Raw genomic sequence first — 20,353 nt, forward strand, 5'->3', positions numbered from 1 at the left:
TTCGCGGTTACGGTGGAGACACCATGAGCGCTTCGCAGAATTCCGACGTACGTACCCTTCTGGTGAAGATCTTCGGGAAGGACCGGCCGGGGATCACCGCAGGACTGTTCGACACACTCGCGGCCTATGCGGTGGACGTCATCGACATCGAGCAGGTCGTCTCACGGGGCCGGCTGGTGCTGTGCGCCCTGGTCAGCGCGCCGACACGGCCGGGCGACGAGGGCGATCTGAGGGCCACCGTGCACAGCTGGGCCGAGTCCCTGAAGCTCCAGGCGGAGATCATCTCGGGCACGGGGGACAACAGGCCGCGCGGGAGCGGGCGTTCCCACGTCACGGTGCTCGGCCATCCGCTGACCGCGGAGTCGACCGCCGCCATAGCGGCGCGGATCACCGAGACCGGCGGGAACATCGACCGCATCTTCCGACTCGCCAAGTATCCGGTGACGGCCGTGGAGTTCGCGGTCTCGGGCGCGGAGACGGAGGCGCTGCGGACCGCGCTGGTGACCCGGGCCGCGCAGATCGGGGTCGACGTGGCCGTGGTCTCGGCGGGGCTGCACCGCCGGGCCCAGCGGCTGGTCGTCATGGACGTCGACTCCACGCTGATCCAGGACGAGGTCATCGAGCTGTTCGCGGCCCACGCGGGCTGTGAGGACGAGGTCGCCGAGGTCACGGCGGCGGCGATGCGCGGGGAGTTGGACTTCGAGCAGTCGCTGCACGCCCGGGTGGCGCTGCTGGCGGGGCTGGACGCCTCGGTGGTGGACAAGGTGCGCTCCGAGGTGCGGCTGACCCGGGGCGCCCGGACGCTGATCCGTACGTTGAAGCGGCTCGGGTTCCAGGTGGGGGTCGTCTCGGGCGGCTTCACCCAGGTGACGGACGACCTGCAGGAGCGTCTCGGGCTGGACTTCGCCTCGGCGAACACCCTGGAGATCGTGGACGGCAAGCTCACCGGTCGGGTCACCGGGGAGATAGTGGACCGGGCGGGCAAGGCGCGGCTGCTGCGGAGGTTCGCCGCGGAGGCGGGGGTGCCGTTGGCGCAGACGGTGGCCATCGGCGACGGCGCGAACGACCTGGACATGCTGAACGCGGCGGGGCTGGGGGTGGCGTTCAACGCCAAGCCCGTGGTGCGGCAGGCGGCGCACACCGCGGTGAACGTGCCGTTCCTGGACACGGTGCTGTACTTGCTGGGCATCACCCGCGAGGAGGTCGAGGCCGCGGACGCCGAGAGCGAAGCGGCCGTCGAACACTGAGCCCCGCTCTCCCCCGCCCCCAGCCGTTCACGGGCCCCGGCGCACTTGTGCGCCGGGGCCCGTGGTGTCGGCCGGACGGGTCGCTCAGCCGTGCGGCGTCCAGAAGTCCGTCAGGGTGCCGACGCCGTGCTCGACGGACTTCCAGGAGCCGTTGAAGCCGACGACCGCGAAGGAGGCGGTGGGGAATCCGCTGCGGTTCATCCGGGGCAGCAGATCGCCCTCGACCTCGCCGGAGAGCGCGTCGGCCAGGGCGTGCATCCCGGGGTTGTGGCCGATGAGGAGGAGGTCCTTCACCTCGTCGGAGACCTCGTTCAGCACGGCGATCAGCTCGCCGAGCGACGCCTCGTACAACCGCTCCTCGTAGACGGTCTTGGGCCGGGAGGGCAACTCGCCGACGGCGAGCTTCCACGTCTCGCGCGTTCTGGCCGCCGTCGAGCAGAGGGCGAGGTCGAAGGCGATGCCGGAGTCCGCGAGCTTGCGGCCCGCGACGGGGGCGTCCTTGCGCCCGCGCTCGGCGAGGGGACGTTCGTGGTCGGAGACGTCCGGCCAGTCGGCCTTCGCGTGCCGGAGCAGGACGATCCTACGGGCTTCGGGAGATACGGAGGATCCAGAGGACGAGCCTCCGGAAGACGTGGCGACGCTCATGCTCTCCAGCTTCGCACGAAATGAGCCGACGGGCGCGGGGTGTTGGGCGTCGAAACCCGGGACCGAAGGGGGCGAAGGTGCAGGCCGGACGGCACTGCCCCGGCGGCCTCGGGCGGGCCCGGGATCAGTGGGACAGCAGGAACCTCAGGGAGTCCAGCAAGGGGCCGACCGCCGACTGGCCGCCCGGCGGCTGCGCCTGGGCCGGCTCGGCCATCAGGGCGAGCAGGATCACGAAGGCGAGGATCGGCAGCACCAGGCCCCACCAGGGCAGCCGGCTGCTGACGTGCTGGTGGACACCGCCCCGGACGGGGGTGGACGCGGGGCTGGGGGCCGACATGGACGCCTCCTCGGGGGCTCTGCGCAGGTCCGGCGGGATTGCTTCCACCGTACGGAGCACGCCCCGCGGAACCCATCCGGCAAGCCACCCACTTACCCCTGACCCTGGCCCCCTAGGGGATGGTGGGGCCAGCCCCACCATCCGGGTGTCAGCACGCCCCGGGCGCCAACTGTCGGATCAGGGCGAGGCGATGGTCGCGATGACGCCGACCACCACGAAGAAGCCGATCATCGTCGCGAAGACGAGCAGCAGCTTCTTCTGTCCGTTCTGGGGGTTCGGTTCGAGAACTGGTTGCATGGCCTCAGTCTCGCATCCCCGTCTCGTCCTCGATCGTGCGGTCCCTGCCCGCGAGCAGCCCGAGCGCGATCTGCGGCACCAGCAGCGCCGCCATCAGGGCGACCGGAAGGTCCCAGCCGCCGCTGTGCTCGTAGAGGACGCCCACCAGCAGCGGCCCGGGGATGGAGATCAGATAGCCGGTGGACTGGGCGAAGGCGGACAGTCGGACGACCCCGGCGGACGTCCGCGCGCGCATGCCGATCATGGTCAGGGCGAGCGGGAAGGCGCAGTTCGACAGGCCGAGCAGCAGGGCCCAGACCCAGGCGCCCTCGGCGGGGGCGAAGAAGAGGCCGGCATAGCCGGTCAGTCCGCTGAGGCCGAGGACGGCGGCGATGGGGCCCTGGGTCCTGAACCGGGTGGCGAGCCGCGGAATGACGAACGCGAGTGGCACGCCCATCACCATCGTGACCGCGAGCAGCAGTCCCGCCGTCTGGGCCGGCACCCCGGCGTCGCGGAAGATCTGCGGCATCCACCCCATCGTGATGTACGCACCCGTGGCCTGGAGGCCGAAGAAGCCGCCGAGCGCCCACGCCGTGGGGCTGCGCACGATCTTCCCCGCCGGCTTCACTGCCGGCTCTGCTGCGGACTTCACTGCCTGGTGCCCGGCCGACCGGTCGGGTTCGGCCGCCGGCTCGCGGACCGCGCGGGCCCGCCCGCGGTCGCGCAGGAGCAGGTACGTCCAGGGCACCACGGCGACCACGGCGAGCAGCCCCCACACCGCGAGCCCGGTCCGCCAGCTGCCGCCCAGCGCGCCCGTCAGCGGAACGGTGGCGGCAGCGGCCACCGAGGTGCCGATCGCCAGCCCCATCGAGTACAGCCCGGTCATGGTGCCGACGCGGTCCGGGAAGTACCGCTTCACGATCACCGGCATCAGGACGTTGCCGACGGCGATGCCGATGAGCGCGAGCGCGCTGGCGGCGAGGAAGCCGACCGCGCCCCCTGCGTACGGGCGCAGCAGCAGTCCGGTCGCGATCGCGACCAGGCCGGCGCAGACCACGGCGCCCGGCCCGAAGCGACGGGCGAGGCGCGGTGCGGCCACGCCGAAGACGGCGAAGGTGATCGCGGGCACGGACGTGAGGACGCCGGCGACGGCCCCGCTCATGTGGAGTCCGGTGCGGGCCTCCTCCAGCAGCGCGCCGAGGCTGGTGATGGCGGGGCGCAGGTTCAGCGCCGCGAGTACCACAGCGACCATGACGAGCCGTACGTACCAGACGGAGGGCCGCGCCGGGTCGCCGAGCTCGGGGCTCGCGGGCGCTGGGCGCGCGGGGCCGGCGGGCGGCTGCGTGCGCGACGGAGCCGCGGGTGGCGCGGCGGGCTCGGAGGGCGACATAGCACCATCATAGAATCATGGGATGATTGGTTGTCCAATGCGGTAGGCGCCATAATGATCCCGACCGCGGAGGCACCGGCCGTCACCGGCCGCACCGGTCTATCAGCTCGGCCCTGATCCAGCCCGATCCGCCAGAAGCCCCCTAGGAGCACTCATGTCGCTGACCTCCCCCAGGCGCTCGGGCCTCACCGATCAGGTGATCGCCCAGCTGCGGAACCAGATCACGTCGGGCGAGTGGCCGGTGGGCTCGCGCATTCCGACCGAACCGGAGCTCGTCGAGGAGCTGGGGGTCGCCCGCAACACCGTCCGCGAGGCCGTGCGCGCCCTCGCGCACAACGGTCTGCTGGACATCCGCCAGGGCTCGGGCACGTACGTCATCGCGACCAGCGAACTCGCCGGGGTGATGCACCGGCGCTTCGCGGACGCCGCGCCCCGGCACGTCGCAGAGGTGCGCTCCACGCTGGAGTCGACCGCCGCCCGACTGGCCGCGGAGCGGCGCACCGAGCGGGACCTCAGACAGCTCGACGCGCTGCTGGTCCGCCGCGAGCAGGCGTGGGCCAGCGGGGACGCGGCGCAGTTCGTCGCCGCGGACATCTCCTTCCACCTCGCGGTCGTCGCCGCGGCGCACAACGACGTGCTGGGCGAGTTGTACGCGGACCTGGGCGACGTGCTGCGGCAGTGGCTCGCCGACGACGTGGGCAGCGAACTGCGGCCGGAGCACCACATGGACCACGCCCGGCTCGTGGAGGCCATCCGGGCCGGTGACGGCGAGACCGCGGCGACGGAGGCGGCGAGCTACCCCTTCATGTGCCTCAGCCGTCTACAAGGGGCTGGTGGCTGACCCAGACCGCGCGGACCTCCTTCCAGCAGCGCTCGGTCAGCTCGCGGTACTGCGCGGGGCCGACGTCGGCGGGTTCGCTGTCCGCGTCCACGTCCCACCAGCGGTCGCACTCCACGTGGAGCCGGACCCGGTCGACGACGGGGTAGGGGTTGTGGCAGTACGCGAAGGCCCGGGAGCCCCGGACCTCGGTGCGGCAGTCGGCGCGGTACGTGCGCTGCCTCTTGCGTACTTCGAGGACCTCACGCGCCTCACGCTCTTCGCGTTCGTCGGCGGAGCCGTGTGCGCGCGCCGGGCCGTGTTCGTGGGACGCCGCCCGGGGCGTCGCCCACAGCAGGCCCCCCGACAGCGCCCCCGTCAGCACGGTCGCCAGGACCGGGGCGGGGGCGGCGCGCAGGATCGTCCGCACAGTACGCACAGCAGGGACCTCCTCGGCCGTACCGACGACCCGCGGGGCCGCTTCGGCTGCACCACAAGGGGGGTTGCTCCTCCACCCTCCCCCGCCGCGGCGCGGACCGCGCGCGCTGGGCGCCGAACGGGCGACGCCCCGCCCCCGCGCGCTGCGGGGAACGGGGCGTCGACGTCGTGCGCCGTCCGGCCGGGGGCTAGACGCCCATCGTGTGCACGCCGCCGTCGACGTGGACGACCGAGCCCGTCGTGCTGGGGAAGAAGTCCGACAGCAGGCCGACGATGCCGCGCCCCGCCGGGCCCGGGTCGGTCAGGTCCCAGCCCAGCGGCGCCCGCTCGTTCCACCCGTCCGCCAGGGTCTCGAAGCCGGGGATCGACTTCGCCGCCATCGACTTGAGGGGGCCGGCCGAGACCAGGTTGCAGCGGATGCCCTTGGGGCCCAGGTCGCGCGCCAGGTAGCGGTTGGTGGACTCCAGCGCCGCCTTCGCGACGCCCATCCAGTCGTAGACCGGCCAGGCGACCGTGGCGTCGAAGGTGAGGCCGACGACCGAGCCGCCGCGCTCCTCCATCAGCGGCAGACAGGCCGTGGCCAGCGCCTTGTAGGAGTAGGCGGAGACGTGGACGGCGGTGGAGACGTCCTCCCACTCGGCCTGGAGGAAGTTGAAGGCGTTCTGCGGGCCGAAGGCGATCGAGTGCACGATGCCGTCGAGCCCGGTGTCGTCGCTGGAGTGCTCGCGGATGCGGTCCGCGAGCCCGTCCAGGTGCTCCTGGTTGGTGACGTCCAACTCGATCACGGGCGCGGGCTTCGGCAGCCGCTTGGAGATGCGCTCGACGAGGGAGAGCCGGCCGAAGCCGGTGAGGATGACCTCGGCGCCCTCCTCCTGCGCCACCTTCGCGGCGTGGAAGGCGATCGAGGCGTCGGTGAGGACGCCCGTGACGAGGATGCGCTTGCCGGCGAGGATTCCGCTCATGTGATCAGTGACCCATGCCCAATCCGCCGTCAACGGGAATGACGGCTCCAGTGATGTACGAGGCGTCGTCGGAGGCGAGGAAGCGCACCGCGGCGGCGATCTCCTCCGGGCGTGCGTACCGGCCGACCGGCACCTGGGCGAGGATGCCCGCGCGCTGCTCCTCGGTGAGCGCCTGCGTCATGTCGGTGTCGACGAAGCCGGGCGCGACGACGTTGAAGGTGATGTTCCGCGAGCCGAGTTCGCGGGCGAGGGAGCGGGCGAAGCCGACGAGGCCCGCCTTGGACGCGGCGTAGTTCGCCTGTCCGGCGGAGCCGAGCAGCCCCACGACGGAGGAGATCAGCACCACGCGGCCCTTCTTGGCGCGCAGCATGCCCCGGTTGGCCCGCTTGACCACCCGGTAGGTTCCGGTGAGGTTGGTGTCGATGACGGAGGTGAAGTCCTCCTCGGACATCCGCATCAGCAACTGGTCCCGGGTGATGCCGGCGTTGGCCACCAGCACCTCGACCGGGCCGTGCTTCTCCTCGATCTCCTTGTACGCCTGCTCCACCTGCTCGGCGTCGGTGATGTCGCACCGGACGGCGAGGAAGCCCGTCGGCGGCTCACCGGACCGGTAGGTGATGGCGACCTTGTCGCCGGCGTCGGCGAACGCCCGGGCGATGGCGAGGCCGATGCCCCGGTTTCCTCCGGTGACAAGAACCGAGCGGCTCAACGGATCACCCTTTCGATAGCGGACGGGTCTCCCCCGTACTCCCCTCGAAACTATCGGTCTCGGGACGCTCCCGGAGAATCGGGGCCTGACAGCGCGTCCGGCACGGCGCTGTTGGATCCCTACAGAAGCGCCCGTGCGCCGCCCGGGGCGGACCGGGTGGTGAAAGCGGCTGGGCAAGCGCCGGGCGCTCGCGCGATGATCGGCACGACCGGTGCGGCGACCGAGGCTGCCGGTCACGACGAACAAGGAGACATTCGTGCCTCATTCCATCGACGCGTCGTTCACGGCGCTGCCGCTGAGGGCGCTGGCCGACGCGGCGCTCGCGCGGGCGCGGGCCCTCGGCGCCGACCACGCCGACTTCCGGCTGGAGCGCGTGCGCAGCGCGGCGTGGCGGCTGCGGGACGCCCGGCCGGCCGGTTCGTCGGACACCACGGACCTGGGGTACGCGGTACGGGTCGTGCACGGCGGCGCCTGGGGCTTCGCCTCCGGCGTCGACATGACCATGGACGCGGCGGCGCGGGTCGCCGGGCAGGCCGTGGAGATGGCGAAGCTGTCGGCGCGGATCATCGCGGCGGCCGGCTCCGACGAGCGCGTGGAGTTGGCGGACGAGCCGGTGCACGCGGACCGGACCTGGGTCTCCTCCTACGAGGTCAACCCCTTCGACGTCGCCGACGAGGAGAAGACGGCGCTGCTGGCGGGGTGGAGCAGCCGGCTGCTGGCCGCGGACGGGGTGGCGCACGTGGACGCCTCGCTGCTGACCGTGCAGGAGAACAAGTTCTACGCGGACACCGCCGGCACGGTCACCACCCAGCAGCGGGTCCGGCTGCACCCGGAGGTCACCGCCGTCGCGGTGGACGGCAGCACCGGCGAGTTCGACTCGATGCGCACGCTGGCGCCGCCGGCGGGCCGCGGCTGGGAGTACCTGACGGGCACCGGCTGGGACTGGGACGGCGAGCTGGAGCGGATCCCGGAGCTGCTGGCGGAGAAGATGCGGGCGCCCGGCGTCGAGCCCGGCCGCTACGACCTGGTGGTCGACCCGTCGAACCTGTGGCTGACCATCCACGAGTCCATCGGCCACGCCACCGAGTTGGACCGGGCCCTCGGCTACGAGGCGGCGTACGCCGGCACGTCGTTCGCCACCTTCGACCAGCTCGGCAAGTTGGCGTACGGCTCGTCCGTGATGAACGTGACCGGCGACCGCACCGCGGAGCATGGCCTGGCCACGATCGGGTACGACGACGAGGGCGTGGCGGCGCAGTCCTGGGACCTGGTCAAGGACGGCACGCTCGTCGGCTACCAGCTCGACCGCAGGATCGCGAAGCTGACCGGCCTCGGCCGCTCCAACGGCTGCGCCTTCGCGGACTCCCCCGGGCACGTGCCGGTGCAGCGGATGGCGAACGTCTCCCTCCAGCCGGCGCCGGGCGGGCTGTCCACCGAGGACCTGATCGGCGGGGTGGAGCGCGGGATCTACGTCGTCGGGGACCGCTCCTGGTCCATCGACATGCAGCGCTACAACTTCCAGTTCACCGGGCAGCGGTTCTTCCGGATCGAGAACGGCCGGCTCGCCGGGCAGCTGCGGGACGTGGCGTACCAGGCGACGACGACGGACTTCTGGGGCTCGATGGAGCAGGTCGGCGGTCCGCAGACGTACGTCCTGGGCGGCGCGTTCAACTGCGGCAAGGCCCAGCCGGGCCAGGTGGCCGCGGTCTCCCACGGCTGCCCGTCGGCCCTGTTCCGGGGCGTGAACATCTTGAACACCACGCAGGAGGCCGGCCGATGAGCCGTACCAGCAAGCCCCACGAGATCGTCGAGCGCGCGCTGGAGCTGTCCACCGCGGACGGCTGCGTCGTCATCGCGGACGAGGAGTCCACCGCGAACCTGCGGTGGGCGGGGAACGCGCTCACCACCAACGGCGTGACCCGGGGCCGTACGCTCACGGTGATCGCGACCGTCGACGGGGCGCGGGGCTCGGCGTCGGGCGTGGTGTCCCGCTCCGCGGTCACCGCCGCGGACCTGGAGCCGCTGGTGCGGGCGGCGGAGGCGGCGGCCCGGACGTCCGAGCCGGCGGAGGACGCGCAGCCGCTGGTGACCGGGGGCACGACGGCGCCCGGCTTCACCGAGGCGCCGGCCGAGACGTCGGCGGCGGTCTTCGCCGACTTCGCTCCGGCGCTCGGCGAGGCGTTCGCGCGGGCCCGGGCGGGCGGGCGCGAGCTGTATGGATTCGCCAACCACGAGATGACCTCCACCTACCTGGGGACGTCGACGGGGCTGCGGCTGCGGCACGACCAGCCGAACGGGACGCTGGAGCTGAACGCGAAGTCGCCGGACCGCGCGCGCTCGGCGTGGGCGGGGCGCGCCACCCGGGACTTCACGGACGTGGACCCCACGGCGCTGGACGAGGAGCTGGCGCGCCGGCTGGGCTGGGCGGAGCGCCGGATCGAGCTGCCGGCGGGCCGGTACGAGACGCTGTTGCCGCCGACGGCCGTGGCGGACCTGCTGATCTACCAGCTGTGGTCGTCCGCGGCGCGGGACGCGGCCGAGGGCCGTACGGTCTTCTCCAGGCCGGGCGGCGGGACCCGCGTCGGGGACACCCTGAGCCCGCTGCCGCTCACGCTGCGCAGCGATCCGCACGAGCCGGGCCTGGAGTCGTCGCCGTTCGTGATCGCGCACGCGTCGGGGGACGACGCGTCGGTGTTCGACAACGGGCTGCCGATCGCCGCCACCGACTGGATGCGGGCCGGGAAGCTGGAGCACCTGGTGACCACCCGGCACACCGCGGGGCTGACCGGTCTGCCGCTGGCGCCCGGCGCCGGGAACCTGATCCTGGACGGCGGGGACGGGCGGTCGCTGGACGACATGGTCGCGGCCACCGAGCGGGGGCTGCTGCTGACCTGCCTGTGGTACATCCGCGAGGTGGACCCGGCGACGCTGCTGCTGACCGGGCTCACCCGGGACGGGGTGTACCTGGTGGAGGGCGGCGAGGTGGTGGGCGAGGTGAACAACTTCCGCTTCAACGAGTCCCCCGTGGACCTGTTGTCGCGGGCCTCGGAGGCGGGCCGTACGGAGAAGACCCTGCCGCGCGAGTGGGGCGACTGGTTCACCCGGGCCGCGATGCCCGCGCTGCGGGTGCCGGACTTCCACATGAGCTCGGTCAGCCAGGGCGTATAGCCTCGGGCGTATAACCTCAAGGGGGCGGACCACGCGCGCGTGCGACGGTCCGCCCCTTCGAAATGCGTACCGGATGAGTACCGAAGCGAGTACCGAGGAGACACGAGAGACGTGACGGACATCGTCGACGAGCTGAAGTGGCGCGGGCTGATCGCCCAGTCCACCGACGAGGACGCACTGCGCAAGGCGTTCGCGGACGGGCCCGTCACGTTCTATTGCGGCTTCGACCCGACCGCGGCGAGCCTCCACGTCGGGCACCTGGTGCAGGTGCTGACCGTGCGCCGGCTCCAGCAGGCCGGGCACCGGCCGCTGGCGCTGGTGGGCGGGGCCACGGGCCAGATCGGTGACCCGCGGCCGACCGCCGAGCGCACCCTGAACGATCCGGAGACGATCGCGCAGTGGGTGGCCCGGCTGCGCGCCCAGATCGAGCCGTACCTCTCGTTCGAGGGCGACAACGCCGCGGTCATGGTGAACAACCTGGACTGGACCGCGGGCATGTCCGCGATCGAGTTCCTGCGGGACGTCGGCAAGCACTTCCGCGTCAACAAGATGCTCACCAAGGACTCCGTGGCCCGGCGCCTGGAGTCCGAGCAGGGCATCAGCTACACGGAGTTCAGCTACCAGCTGCTGCAGGGCATGGACTTCCTGGAGCTGTACCGGCGCTACGGCTGCACCCTCCAGCAGGGCGGCAGCGACCAGTGGGGCAACCTCACGGCGGGCCTGGACCTGATCCACCGCCTGGAGCCCGACGCCGAGGTGCACGCGCTGGCCACCCCGCTGATGACGAAGGCGGACGGCACCAAGTTCGGCAAGTCGGAGACGGGCACGCTGTGGCTCGACCCCGAGATGACCACGCCGTACGCGTTCTACCAGTTCTGGCTGAACACCGACGACCGGGACGTCGACCGGTACCTGCGCGTCCTCAGCTTCAAGAGCCGCGAGGAGCTCGAAGAGCTGGCGAAGCAGACCGCGGAGCGTCCGCAGGCGCGGGCGGCCCAGCGGGCGCTGGCCGAGGAGCTGACGACCCTGGTGCACGGCGCCGACCAGTGCGCCGCGGTGATCAACGCGTCGAAGGCGCTGTTCGGGCAGGGTGAGCTGGCGGAGCTGGACGAGCCGACGCTGCGGGCGGCGCTGTCGGAGCTGCCGCACGTCACCGTGGCCGAGCCGGGCGCGGTGGTCGACCTGTTCGCCGAGGTGGGGCTGGTCGCGAGCAAGTCCGCGGCGCGGCGCACGGTGAAGGAGGGCGGTGCGTACGTGAACAACGCGAAGGTCACCGCCGAGGACGCGGTCGTCAGCCGGGACGAGCTGCTGCACGGGCGCTGGCTGGTGCTGCGCCGGGGCAAGAAGAACCTCGCGGCGGTCGAGGTCGGCTGACCTCGTCGGCAGTCGCCCACCACGGGTCGGACGGGCTCGACCCGTCCGACCCGTGGTGCGTCGCGGAGTCGCGGGATCGCGTCAGACCCGCTGTTTCTTGCCGCGGGTGGCCGCCCACGCCCGGTCCCCCAGGGCGACCAGGATGATCGCGGCGACGAGTTGGAACGCATGGCGGCTCCAGTCGAAGCCGGGGGTCTCCTCGACGCCGAACCCGGCCGCGATCCAGTTGCCGATCACGGCGCCCCCGATGCCGCAGATGGTGGCGAGCCACAGGGGGAGGTGCTGTTTCCCGGGCAGGATCGCCTTCGCGAGCAGCCCCAGGATGAAGCCCAAGATGATCGCCCACAGCCAGCCCATCGCGGCCTCCTCGTCCGGCCCCTGCGCCCGTGGGGCGCGCAAGGCCACTGCATCAGCAGTTACGCCGCCATTCTGGGCCTGTCCGTCATGGGCCGCATGTCGGGCGGCGAGGTGGCGTCCCCCGGTCTCGTGGCCGTACGGGGCCGGGCGTACGGTGGAACACGGCGTGACCGTTGGGGTCGCCGGGGACGACGGGCGGTGGGACGCGATGCGCAGACGGGTGGGCTCGGAGGTCTTCCGGATCACCGGGGCGCGACAGGGGCTCGCCGACGACGTGCGCGGACGCCAGCGCCGCTATGTGATCACCATGTCGGTGCGGACGCTGTCCTTCGTGGCCGGGGCCGTGCTGTGGAACGTGGAGCGGCACGTGGCCGTGGTGGCGATCGTGCTGGGCATGCTGCTGCCCTACGTCTCGGTCGTGATCGCCAACGCGGGTCGCGAACGGCCGCCCTCGCTGCCGTCGACCTTCGTGTCCGCCGCGCCTCGTCCGATGCTCGAAGGCGACGCCGGCGGAGGTCACGCCGCAGGCTCCCACCGGGCTCAGGAAAAGCGCAACTGAATAGTGAAGTTCCGGTGCACCGCGGGCCGTTACCCGTGACATACTTCCTACGCGCTCCGCATCCCCCGTCGGAGCGATGGACCGACGCCGGGCAGCTCCCCCCGTGGCTGCTCGGCGTCGCCGTTGTACGGGGCCCCGCGCCGGCGGCGCGTTCGCGGCGGGGGAGAATGGGCCGGTGATCTTCGACCCGGTCAACGACGAGAACCCGATCTGCTCCGCCAAGGGCTGCCGTGCGGCGGCGGTGTGGGTGCTGGCCTGGAACAACCCCAAGCTGCACACCCCGGAGCGGCGCAAGACCTGGATCGCCTGCGACGACCACCGGCAGCACCTCGCCGACTTCCTCGACGTCCGCGGCTTCCTGAAGGAGGTCGTCACCCTCACGGAGTGGAACGCCCGCCCGGGCGGCACCGCGTAGACGGCGACTAGGGCGCTTCTGACGGATCAGGCTGGATCAGGGTGGGGGTCCCTCCCACGCCCTCCGGGCGTAGGGGGAGGGGTGCCAGGGCACGCGAGCCCAGCAAGGTCCATCAGAAGCGCCCTAGCGGCGCAGCGGGGTCGGTTGTTCGACGCGGGCCAGTTTTTGGGGGTTGCGCACCGCGTAGAGGCCGGTGACCAGGCCGTCGTCGATGCGTACGGTCACGACGGTGTCGACCTCGCCGTCGAGCCGGAGGATCAGCGCCGGGTGGCCGTTGACCTGCGCCGGTGTCAGTGCGGCCGTGGCGCCGAACTTGCCGATGCCGGCCATCAGTTCGGCCACCGGACCGGCTCCCACGACGGGGGCCAGCACCGCCTGCACGACTCCCCCGCCGTCGCCGAGGAAGACGACGTCCGGCGCGAGGACGTCGAGCAGGGCCTGGAGGTCACCCGTCGCGACCGCTCCGTGGAACGCCCGGATCGCCTCCCGGGTCCGGGCCGGGGACACCGCGCCGCGCGGTCGACGTGCCGCGACGTGTCCCCGTGCCCGGTGCGCAATCTGGCGTACCGCGGCCGGACTCTTGTCGACGGCGTCCGCGATCTCGTCGTAGCCGAGGTCGAAGACGTCGCGGAGCACGAAGACCGCGCGCTCGGTCGGGGCGAGGGTCTCCAGCACCAGCAGCATCGCGGTCGAGACGCTGTCGGCCAGTTCGACGTCGTCGGCGACGTCGGGCGTGGTGAGGAGGGGCTCGGGCAGCCAGGGTCCGATGTAGGACTCCTTGCGCCGACGCAGGGTGCGCAGCCGGGTCAGCGCCTGGCGGGTGGTGATGCGGACCAGATAGGCGCGCCGGTCCCGTACCGCGTCGAGTTCGACGTCCGCCCACTTCATCCAGGTCTCCTGGAGGACGTCCTCCGCGTCGGCGGCCGAGCCGAGCATCTCGTAGGCGACGGTGAACAGCAGGTTGCGGTGGGCGACGAACGCCTCGGTGGCGGGGTCCGTACGGGGTTCCCGGGCGGGTGGCCCGGCCCGGTGTTCCGCTCGTTCGCCGTGCGCTCCCATGGTGTTCTCCCGTCCGTCGAAGCCGTATCGGTGTCGTCCGTGCCGCGCACAAGACGCCGGCCGGCACCGCCCCGTGACAGCCTCGGCCAGTGGCGCTCGTCACACTCCGCGGCTGTCACAGGGTGTGGGGCGGCGGCATCTCCATGTCCGTCACGACGCCGCGGGAACGATCCGCGCGGCAGGCAACTCCACGAGTGAGGACGACGTCATGGAACCCCGTTTCAACCTGTTCGACAGCCCGACCGCCGCGAGGATCGCCAAGCGGTTCTACAACGTGTCGTCGGTGCTGGAGCAGTCGACGCTGCCGAAGGCGCTGAGGGAGTTGGTGGAGCTGCGGGTCGGGCAGCTCAACGGCTGCGGCTTCTGCGTGGACGTGCACACCAAGGAGGCGGCGGCTGCCGGCGTGAGCTCGGTCCGGCTCAACCTGGTCGCCGCGTGGCGCCACAGCACGGTCTTCACCGAGGCCGAGCGGGCCGCGCTGGCGCTGGCGGAGGAGGGCACCCGGCTCGGTGACGAGGGCGTGTCCGACGCGACGTGGGCCCAGGTGCGCAAGCACTACGACGACGACCAGGTGGGTGCGCTGGTCTGCCTGGTCTCCCTGATCAACGCGGCGACGCGGATGAACGTGATCGTGCACAACCCGGGGGGTTCGTACGAGCCCGGGATGTTCTCCGCGCTGTCGAACTGAAGGGCCGTGCCGTCGGACGGAGGGGGTCGCACGGACCGGCTCAGCCGCCGATGGCGGACATGGGGCGGTCCGGCTGGAGGAAGGTGGGGTCGTCGAGCCCCGAGCCCGCCTTCTTGCCCCACATCGCGAGCCGCCAGATGCGGGCGATCTCCCCGTCCGGCTCGCCCGAGCGCAGGGCTTCGCGCAGATCGGTCTCCTCTCGGGCGAACAGGCACGTGCGCACCTGTCCGTCGGCGGTGAGCCGGGTGCGGTCGCAGGCGGCGCAGAAGGGACGGGTGACGGAGGCGATCACACCGACCCGGTGGGGGCCGCCGTCCACGATCCAGCGCTCGGCGGGCGCGGAGCCGCGCTCCTCGCCGGGCTCGGGGGCGAGGGCGAAGCGGGTGCGCAGCGAGGCGAGGACGTCACCTGCGGTGATCATGCCGTCCCGCTTCCAGCCGTGCTGGGCGTCCAGCGGCATCTGCTCGATGAACCGCAGTTCGTAGTCGTGGGCGACGGCCCAGGCGAGCAGGTCGGGGGCCTCGTCGTCGTTGAGGCCGGGCATCAGCACGGCGTTCACCTTGACGGGGGCGAGGCCGGCGGCGCGCGCGGCGCCCAGTCCGTCGATCACGTCCTGGTGGCGGTCGCGCCGGGTGAGGGTCTTGAAGACGTCGGGCCGCAGGGTGTCCAGGGAGACGTTCACCCGGTCGAGTCCGGCGCTCTGGAGGGCGGCTGCGACGCGGCCGAGCCCGATGCCGTTGGTCGTCAGCGAGAGCTGGGGGCGGGGGTCGAGGGCGGCGCAGCGCTCCACGATCCCGACGAGCCCGGGCCGCAGCAGGGGCTCGCCGCCGGTGAAGCGGACCTCGGTGATGCCGAGGTCGGTGACGGCGATGCGGACCAGCCGGACGATCTCGTCGTCGGTGAGGAGGTCCGGTTTGGCCAGCCACTGGAGCCCTTCTTCGGGCATGCAGTAGGTGCACCGCAGATTGCACCGGTCCGTCAACGAGACCCGTAGGTCCGTGGCGGTCCGGCCGTAGGTGTCGACGAGCACGTTCGGCCCCTCCCCCGACGAGACGAAGACGGCTGGTACACGAGGTACCGCTGCTTCGTACGAGCCTACGCCAGACGTACGACAGCACGCGTAGTCACGGTGCTGCCACACGTGGCGCGGCCGTGTCGTAGGACCCTACGAAGTCCTGCGGCACGGCCGCGGTCCGGTGGCCGGTGCGCTATGCGATCACCGGTGCGCCGGGGTCGGTCAGTGGGCGCCGACGCCGGTGAGGGACTTGACCTCCAGCTCCGCGTACTTGCCCTTGTCGGGCTTCTCCTTGGTGAGGACGGAGCCGAGCCAGCCGAGCAGGAAGCCCAGCGGGATGGAGACGATGCCCGGGTTCTCCAGCGGGAACCAGTAGAAGTCGGCGTTCTTGAACATCGACGTCGGCTTGCCGGAGACCACCGGCGAGAAGAGGACCAGGACGACGGAGGAGATCAGTCCGCCGTAGATGGACCAGAGGGCGCCCTGGGTGGTGAACCGCTTCCAGAAGAGGCTGTAGAGGATCGTCGGCAGGTTCGCGGACGCGGCGACGGCGAAGGCGAGGGCGACGAGCCCGGCCACGTTCAGGTCGCGGGCGAGGGCGCCGAGCGCGATGGAGACGATGCCGATGGCGACGGTGGCCCAGCGTGCGGCGCGGACCTCCTCCTTCTCGGTGGCCTTCCCCTTGCGGATGACGTTGGCGTAGATGTCGTGGGCGAAGGACGACGACGAGGCGAGCGTGAGGCCGGCGACGACGGCGAGGATGGTGGCGAAGGCCACCGCGGAGATCACCGCGAGCAGGATCGCTCCGCCGGCGGAGTCGGTGCCGCCGATGTGCAGGGCGAGCAGCGGGGCCGCGGTGTTGCCCGCCTTGTTGGACTCGCTGATCTCGGCGGGTCCCACGATCGCCGCGGCGCCGAAGCCGAGGGCGATGGTCATCAGGTAGAAGGCGCCGATGATGCCGATGGCCCAGTTGACGGACTTCCGGGCGGCCTTGGCGGTGGGGACGGTGTAGAACCGGATCAGGATGTGCGGCAGTCCCGCGGTGCCGAGGACGAGGGCGATGCCCAGGGAGATGAAGTCCAGCTTCGACGTCTCCGTGGCGCCGTACTTCAGGCCCGGCTCCAGGAAGGACGCGCCGTGGCCGCTCTTCTCCGCGGCGGTGCCGAGGAGGTCGGAGATGTTGAAGTTGAACTTCAGCAGCACGAGGAACGTGATGAGGAGCGTGCCGGCGATGAGGAGCACCGCCTTGACCATCTGGACCCAGGTGGTGCCCTTCATGCCGCCGATGGTGACGTAGAGGATCATCAGGATGCCGACCAGGGCGACGATCAACACCTTGCCGGCGTCGTTGGTGATCCCGAGCAGGAGGGAGACCAGGACGCCCGCGCCGGCCATCTGGGCGAGCAGGTAGAAGATCGACACGACGATGGTGGAGGTGCCGGCTGCGGTGCGGACCGGGCGCTGGCGCATCCGGTAGGCGAGGACGTCGCCCATGGTGAAGCGGCCGGAGTTGCGCAGCGGCTCGGCGACCAGCAGCAGGGCGACGAGCCAGGCCACCAGGAAGCCGATGGAGTACAGGAAGCCGTCGTAGCCGAAGAGGGCGATGGCGCCGGCGATGCCGAGGAACGACGCGGCGGACATGTAGTCGCCGGAGATCGCCAGCCCGTTCTGGAAGCCGGTGAACTGACGGCCGCCGGCGTAGAAGTCGGCGGCGCTCTTGGTCTGCCGGCCGGCCCAGACGGTGATGATCAGGGTGGCGACGACGAAGAGGCCGAACAGGGTGATGATCAGCGGCCGGTGCTCGCTGGTCGCGTTCTCGGCGGCCAGGACGACCGCGTCGTACTCGACGGCGGGGTAGGTGGCGCTCATGCGTCCGCCTCCATGCGGGACTTGATGGACTCGGCCAGGGGGTCGAGCTTGGCGGCGGCGTGGCGGGAGTAGAGCCAGGCGATGAGGAAGGTGGTGGCGAACTGGGCGAGGCCGAAGACGAGGGCGACGTTGATGTGGCCGATCACCTTGGTGCCCATGAAGCCGCCCGCGTAGTTCGACAGCAGGACGTACAGCAGGTACCAGGTGACGAACGCGACGGTCAGGGGGAAGGCGAAGGAGCGGTGGGCGTGGCGCAGTTGACCGAACTCTTCGCTCTGCTGGACCTGGACGAACGTCTCGGTGCTGGGCTGAGCGGGTGCGGGGACCGTGTCGCCCGGGGGCGGGGGCGGGGGTGCGTCGGTAGTCACGGAATCTCCTCGTGACGCGGGCGTCGTCGGAATGGACAAAGCGGACCTTCGTTCCACGGGGTCAGGGGCGGTTTGATGTTGCTCCACCCCCTGACAACGGCACGGGGAGCACGCCGGGCCGGTTCAACTTCGGTCTTTTTTCTTGGAGCTTTCTTTCGTTTTTCCGCTCGAACGCATTGATGACGACCAAGATCAACGATAGTTTCGCTCGTCATGTACCCGCCCAAAAAGCACACCGTGCCGGACGGGTGGACACCAGTGTTTCGACACCGATGATGTGGAGAACCCATGGCTCATCCGGGATCCAGACGACGGCGTGTCATCGCCCTGCCCGCCGGTCTGGCGCTCACGGCCTCGCTCGGCTTCCTCCCCGCGGGGGCCGCGACCGCCGCCCCGGCCGCGGAGGGCGCACCGGCGGTCAAGGCCGTCTCGACCGACGGTCCCAAGCTGTCGTACGTGGTGAACGTGAAGGGCGGCCACGGGGTCGCCAAGTCGGTCAAGAAGGCGATAGCCGCGGCCGGCGGCACGATAGTGACGTCCTACGACCAGATAGGCGTCATCGTCGTCCACTCCCAGAACCCGGCCTTCGGGCCGACGATCCGCGCGGTCAAGGGCGTGCAGTCGGCGGGCGCCACCCGCACCGCGCCGATCGCCGCGGCCAAGGACACCGCGATCGACTCCGAGCGCCCGCTGACCTCCCAGGAGGCCGCTGCGGCGGCCCGGATCGCCGACGGCGGCCAGGACCCGCTGGAGCCGCTGCAGTGGAGCCTGCCCGCCATCAAGGCGGATAAGGCGCACGAGCGCACCCTGGGCAGCAAGAAGGTCACGGTCGCCGTCATCGACACCGGTGTCGACGACACCCACCCCGACCTGGCGCCCAACTTCGACACCCGCGCGTCGGCGAACTGCGTCACCGGCAAGGCGGACACCACGCCCGGCTCCTGGCGTCCCGGCCCGACCGAGTCCGACCACGGCACGCACGTCGCGGGCACCATCGCCGCGGCCAAGAACGGGGTTGGCGTCACGGGCGTCGCGCCCGGCGTGAAGGTCTCCGGCATCAAGGTGTCCAACCCCGACGGGTTCTTCTACACGGAGGCCGTGGTCTGCGGCTTCATGTGGGCCGCGGAGAACGGTGTCGAGGTCACCAACAACAGCTACTACGTCGACCCGTGGCTGTTCAACTGCCGCAACGACGCCGACCAGGCCGCGCTGGTGGACGCGCTCGCCCGGGCGACGCGGTACGCGGAGCGCAAGGGCGCGGTGAACGTGGCCGCCGCCGGCAACTCGCGGATGGACCTCGCAGCCGACGAGCTCACCGACACCACGAGCCCCAACGACAGCACCGAGGTCACGCGGACCATCGACCCGAGCGAGTGCCTGGACATCCCGACGCAGCTGCCGGGCGTCGTGACGACGTCCTCGCTGGGCGCGAAGGGGCTGAAGTCGTCGTTCTCGAACTACGGCAACGGCGTGGTCGACATCTCCGCGCCGGGCGGTGACTCCACCCGCTACCAGGCGCCGGAGGGCCCGGCGGTCGACGGCCGCATCCTGTCCACGCTGCCGAACGGCGGGTACGGCTACAAGGCCGGTACGTCGATGGCCTCGCCGCACGTCGCGGGCGTGGCGGCGCTCATCAAGTCGAAGCACCCCTACGCTTCGCCGGCGGCCGTGAAGGCGCTGCTGGCCGGGCAGGCGGACGACCGCGAGTGCACCAACCCGTACGACATCAACGGGGACGGCGTGGTCGACGCGGTGTGCGAGGGCGACGTCCGGAAGAACGGCTTCTACGGCGAGGGCGTCACCGACGCGCTCGACGCGGTCCGCCGCTAGCAGCGCCCCGGGGTGCGGGCCTCTTTGTGGGGCCCGCACCTCTGTTCTGCGACTTCTGCGGCCTCTGCGGCCTCTGCGGCTGACACCCTCGCCGTTTCCCCGCGCGAACACTGGTCTCTGCGGCCCGGTGTGGGGTGCTCGCGCAGGGAAACCGCGAGAAGGTTTCCGCTACCGGACGGGCGGAGTCGGGGTGTGGGGCTCCGCGTGGGTCAGGACGCCCAGTGTCAGGAGCAACTGGCCCGCGCCGTAGATGAGCATGATCCAGACGTCCGGCACCGGCGGCTGCGGCCACTCCGCCACACCGCTCGCGATGATCAGGTCCGAGACCAGGAAGAACAGACCGCCCAACCCCGCCACGCGCCCCAACGCACTCGCGCGCCAGGCCATCGCGGTCAGCAGCAGCGCGTACCCGGCGACGGGGATCCTGAGGTCCGCCGGCAGCCCCGGCCACAGCAGCGCCACCGCGACGACGAGCGCCAGCCCGTACGCGGGGGCGAGCGCCGCAGGAGGGCGGGCCCCCTCGCACGTACGGCGGAACAGCACCAGGTAGCAGACGTGGCCGACCGCGAAGGAGCCCATTCCGGCGAGGAAGGCCCACTCCGCGCCGGAGAGCAGGAACACGTCGCCGCCCCAGCCGAACAGCAGCGCCGCGACCAGCAGCCGCGGCCCGCCCCGTAGCAGCACCAGGGCGACGAGCAGCGGCATGAGGAGCGGTTTGGCGATCCAGTGGCCCTTCTCCGCGTCGACGACGAGCGAGCCGAGGTCGACGAGGAGCACGAGGGCGAAGACGGTGAGCAGCACGCGGCGCACGGTCTGCGCCGACAGGGCCG

22 protein-coding genes are annotated in these 20,353 nt (G+C 71.6%); 9 read left to right on the forward strand and 13 right to left on the reverse strand.

Annotation, left to right across the window (positions count from 1 at the left end):
- Nucleotides 1-23 precede the first annotated feature (23 nt).
- On the forward strand, nt 24-1,247 hold the full coding sequence (gene serB, locus ABZ842_RS17990) for a phosphoserine phosphatase SerB (RefSeq protein WP_361537666.1): 1,224 nt from the start codon (nt 24-26) through the stop codon (nt 1,245-1,247).
- 84 nt (nt 1,248-1,331) lie between these two features.
- Here serB and ABZ842_RS17995 read toward each other — a convergent pair whose 3' ends face one another.
- The 4 genes from ABZ842_RS17995 to ABZ842_RS18010 form a co-directional block, all read right to left on the reverse strand.
- Entirely contained in the window at nt 1,332-1,892 is a 561-nt protein-coding gene (locus ABZ842_RS17995) for a histidine phosphatase family protein (RefSeq protein WP_361537667.1), read from the reverse strand.
- 124 nt (nt 1,893-2,016) lie between these two features.
- Complete coding sequence (locus ABZ842_RS18000; RefSeq protein WP_361537668.1) at nt 2,017-2,229, reverse strand: hypothetical protein; 213 nt, start codon at nt 2,227-2,229, stop codon at nt 2,017-2,019.
- 177 nt (nt 2,230-2,406) lie between these two features.
- Nucleotides 2,407-2,526: an SGM_5486 family transporter-associated protein gene (locus ABZ842_RS18005; RefSeq protein ID WP_361537669.1), complete on the reverse strand. Its 120-nt coding sequence runs from the start codon at nt 2,524-2,526 to the stop codon at nt 2,407-2,409.
- 4 nt (nt 2,527-2,530) lie between these two features.
- Entirely contained in the window at nt 2,531-3,895 is a 1,365-nt protein-coding gene (locus ABZ842_RS18010; protein ID WP_361537670.1) for an MFS transporter, read from the reverse strand.
- 154 nt (nt 3,896-4,049) lie between these two features.
- Here ABZ842_RS18010 and ABZ842_RS18015 point away from each other — a divergent pair, with 154 nt between their 5' ends.
- The gene (locus ABZ842_RS18015; protein WP_361537671.1) at nt 4,050-4,736 is read left to right on the forward strand and encodes a FadR/GntR family transcriptional regulator; all 687 of its coding nucleotides are present in this window, start codon (nt 4,050-4,052) and stop codon (nt 4,734-4,736) included.
- Here ABZ842_RS18015 and ABZ842_RS18020 read toward each other — a convergent pair.
- The 3 genes from ABZ842_RS18020 to fabG form a co-directional block, all read right to left on the reverse strand.
- Entirely contained in the window at nt 4,708-5,151 is a 444-nt protein-coding gene (locus ABZ842_RS18020; protein WP_361537672.1) for a hypothetical protein, read from the reverse strand. The two genes, ABZ842_RS18015 and ABZ842_RS18020, sit on opposite strands and share 29 nt — an antisense overlap.
- Before the next feature lie 187 nt (nt 5,152-5,338).
- Nucleotides 5,339-6,112, reverse strand: a complete 774-nt coding sequence (gene fabI, locus ABZ842_RS18025; RefSeq protein WP_361537673.1) for an enoyl-ACP reductase FabI — start codon at nt 6,110-6,112, stop codon at nt 5,339-5,341.
- 4 nt (nt 6,113-6,116) lie between these two features.
- Nucleotides 6,117-6,821 carry a 3-oxoacyl-[acyl-carrier-protein] reductase gene (fabG, locus tag ABZ842_RS18030; RefSeq protein ID WP_361537674.1) on the reverse strand — a complete coding sequence of 235 codons (705 nt, stop codon included), beginning with the start codon at nt 6,819-6,821 and terminating at the stop codon, nt 6,117-6,119.
- Between the two features lie 256 nt (nt 6,822-7,077).
- Here fabG and ABZ842_RS18035 point away from each other — a divergent pair, with 256 nt between their 5' ends.
- The 3 genes from ABZ842_RS18035 (at nt 7,078) to tyrS (ending at nt 11,363) form a co-directional block, all read left to right on the forward strand.
- Nucleotides 7,078-8,601 carry a TldD/PmbA family protein gene (locus ABZ842_RS18035; RefSeq protein WP_361537675.1) on the forward strand — a complete coding sequence of 508 codons (1,524 nt, stop codon included), beginning with the start codon at nt 7,078-7,080 and terminating at the stop codon, nt 8,599-8,601.
- Nucleotides 8,598-9,989 (forward strand): metallopeptidase TldD-related protein, encoded by a 1,392-nt coding sequence (locus ABZ842_RS18040; protein ID WP_361537676.1) that lies wholly within the window; start codon nt 8,598-8,600, stop codon nt 9,987-9,989. The genes ABZ842_RS18035 and ABZ842_RS18040 overlap by 4 nt, the downstream gene beginning before the upstream one ends.
- 111 nt (nt 9,990-10,100) lie before the next feature.
- Nucleotides 10,101-11,363, forward strand: a complete 1,263-nt coding sequence (tyrS, locus tag ABZ842_RS18045; RefSeq protein WP_361537677.1) for a tyrosine--tRNA ligase — start codon at nt 10,101-10,103, stop codon at nt 11,361-11,363.
- Nucleotides 11,364-11,444: 81 nt separating this feature from the next.
- On the opposite strand, the gene ABZ842_RS18050 is transcribed toward tyrS, so the two are convergent.
- Nucleotides 11,445-11,720 (reverse strand): GlsB/YeaQ/YmgE family stress response membrane protein, encoded by a 276-nt coding sequence (locus ABZ842_RS18050; RefSeq protein ID WP_361537814.1) that lies wholly within the window; start codon nt 11,718-11,720, stop codon nt 11,445-11,447.
- Nucleotides 11,721-11,928: 208 nt separating this feature from the next.
- Here ABZ842_RS18050 and ABZ842_RS18055 point away from each other — a divergent pair, with 208 nt between their 5' ends.
- Both ABZ842_RS18055 and ABZ842_RS18060 read left to right on the forward strand, forming a co-directional pair.
- Nucleotides 11,929-12,279 (forward strand): DUF3099 domain-containing protein, encoded by a 351-nt coding sequence (locus ABZ842_RS18055; RefSeq protein ID WP_361537815.1) that lies wholly within the window; start codon nt 11,929-11,931, stop codon nt 12,277-12,279.
- 175 nt (nt 12,280-12,454) lie between these two features.
- Complete coding sequence (locus ABZ842_RS18060) at nt 12,455-12,694, forward strand: hypothetical protein (RefSeq protein ID WP_361537678.1); 240 nt, start codon at nt 12,455-12,457, stop codon at nt 12,692-12,694.
- A gap of 123 nt (nt 12,695-12,817) precedes the next feature.
- Here the strand turns inward: ABZ842_RS18060 and ABZ842_RS18065 are convergent, their stop codons facing one another.
- Nucleotides 12,818-13,753 (reverse strand): RNA polymerase sigma-70 factor, encoded by a 936-nt coding sequence (locus ABZ842_RS18065; RefSeq protein WP_361537679.1) that lies wholly within the window; start codon nt 13,751-13,753, stop codon nt 12,818-12,820.
- 208 nt (nt 13,754-13,961) lie between these two features.
- Here ABZ842_RS18065 and ABZ842_RS18070 point away from each other — a divergent pair, with 208 nt between their 5' ends.
- Nucleotides 13,962-14,441, forward strand: coding sequence for a carboxymuconolactone decarboxylase family protein (locus ABZ842_RS18070; protein ID WP_361537680.1), 480 nt, complete (start codon nt 13,962-13,964; stop codon nt 14,439-14,441).
- A gap of 40 nt (nt 14,442-14,481) precedes the next feature.
- Here the strand turns inward: ABZ842_RS18070 and moaA are convergent, their stop codons facing one another.
- From moaA to ABZ842_RS18085, 3 genes are all read right to left on the reverse strand, one after another.
- Complete coding sequence (gene moaA, locus ABZ842_RS18075) at nt 14,482-15,471, reverse strand: GTP 3',8-cyclase MoaA (RefSeq protein ID WP_361537681.1); 990 nt, start codon at nt 15,469-15,471, stop codon at nt 14,482-14,484.
- Nucleotides 15,472-15,678: 207 nt separating this feature from the next.
- On the reverse strand, nt 15,679-17,325 hold the full coding sequence (locus tag ABZ842_RS18080; RefSeq protein WP_361537682.1) for a cation acetate symporter: 1,647 nt from the start codon (nt 17,323-17,325) through the stop codon (nt 15,679-15,681).
- Nucleotides 17,322-17,693 carry a DUF485 domain-containing protein gene (locus ABZ842_RS18085; RefSeq protein WP_361537683.1) on the reverse strand — a complete coding sequence of 124 codons (372 nt, stop codon included), beginning with the start codon at nt 17,691-17,693 and terminating at the stop codon, nt 17,322-17,324. The genes ABZ842_RS18080 and ABZ842_RS18085 overlap by 4 nt, the downstream gene beginning before the upstream one ends.
- A 288-nt stretch (nt 17,694-17,981) precedes the next feature.
- Between ABZ842_RS18085 and ABZ842_RS18090 the strand changes: the two genes are divergently transcribed.
- The gene (locus ABZ842_RS18090; RefSeq protein WP_361537684.1) at nt 17,982-19,523 is read left to right on the forward strand and encodes a S8 family serine peptidase; all 1,542 of its coding nucleotides are present in this window, start codon (nt 17,982-17,984) and stop codon (nt 19,521-19,523) included.
- A 168-nt stretch (nt 19,524-19,691) separates the two neighbouring features.
- Here ABZ842_RS18090 and ABZ842_RS18095 read toward each other — a convergent pair whose 3' ends face one another.
- Nucleotides 19,692-20,348: a lysoplasmalogenase gene (locus ABZ842_RS18095; RefSeq protein WP_361537816.1), complete on the reverse strand. Its 657-nt coding sequence runs from the start codon at nt 20,346-20,348 to the stop codon at nt 19,692-19,694.
- Nucleotides 20,349-20,353 lie beyond the last annotated feature (5 nt).

The organism is Streptomyces sp. NPDC047315 (assembly GCF_040643215.1).
Classification (GTDB): domain Bacteria; phylum Actinomycetota; class Actinomycetes; order Streptomycetales; family Streptomycetaceae; genus Streptomyces.

What these genes read in the sequence shown, in the direction of transcription:
- ABZ842_RS18065 (WP_361537679.1), bottom strand. Translation starts at nt 13,753, where the DNA reads ATGGGAGCGCACGGCGAACGAGCGGAACACCGGGCCGGGCCACCCGCC.
- serB (WP_361537666.1), top strand. Translation starts at nt 24, where the DNA reads ATGAGCGCTTCGCAGAATTCCGACGTACGTACCCTTCTGGTGAAGATC.
- ABZ842_RS18015 (WP_361537671.1), top strand. Translation starts at nt 4,050, where the DNA reads ATGTCGCTGACCTCCCCCAGGCGCTCGGGCCTCACCGATCAGGTGATC.
- ABZ842_RS18055 (WP_361537815.1), top strand. Translation starts at nt 11,929, where the DNA reads ATGCGCAGACGGGTGGGCTCGGAGGTCTTCCGGATCACCGGGGCGCGA.
- ABZ842_RS18005 (WP_361537669.1), bottom strand. Translation starts at nt 2,526, where the DNA reads ATGCAACCAGTTCTCGAACCGAACCCCCAGAACGGACAGAAGAAGCTG.
- ABZ842_RS18050 (WP_361537814.1), bottom strand. Translation starts at nt 11,720, where the DNA reads ATGGGCTGGCTGTGGGCGATCATCTTGGGCTTCATCCTGGGGCTGCTC.
- ABZ842_RS18080 (WP_361537682.1), bottom strand. Translation starts at nt 17,325, where the DNA reads ATGAGCGCCACCTACCCCGCCGTCGAGTACGACGCGGTCGTCCTGGCC.
- ABZ842_RS18070 (WP_361537680.1), top strand. Translation starts at nt 13,962, where the DNA reads ATGGAACCCCGTTTCAACCTGTTCGACAGCCCGACCGCCGCGAGGATC.
- ABZ842_RS18000 (WP_361537668.1), bottom strand. Translation starts at nt 2,229, where the DNA reads ATGTCGGCCCCCAGCCCCGCGTCCACCCCCGTCCGGGGCGGTGTCCAC.
- ABZ842_RS17995 (WP_361537667.1), bottom strand. Translation starts at nt 1,892, where the DNA reads ATGAGCGTCGCCACGTCTTCCGGAGGCTCGTCCTCTGGATCCTCCGTA.
- ABZ842_RS18010 (WP_361537670.1), bottom strand. Translation starts at nt 3,895, where the DNA reads ATGTCGCCCTCCGAGCCCGCCGCGCCACCCGCGGCTCCGTCGCGCACG.
- ABZ842_RS18040 (WP_361537676.1), top strand. Translation starts at nt 8,598, where the DNA reads ATGAGCCGTACCAGCAAGCCCCACGAGATCGTCGAGCGCGCGCTGGAG.
- ABZ842_RS18090 (WP_361537684.1), top strand. Translation starts at nt 17,982, where the DNA reads ATGGCTCATCCGGGATCCAGACGACGGCGTGTCATCGCCCTGCCCGCC.
- fabI (WP_361537673.1), bottom strand. Translation starts at nt 6,112, where the DNA reads ATGAGCGGAATCCTCGCCGGCAAGCGCATCCTCGTCACGGGCGTCCTC.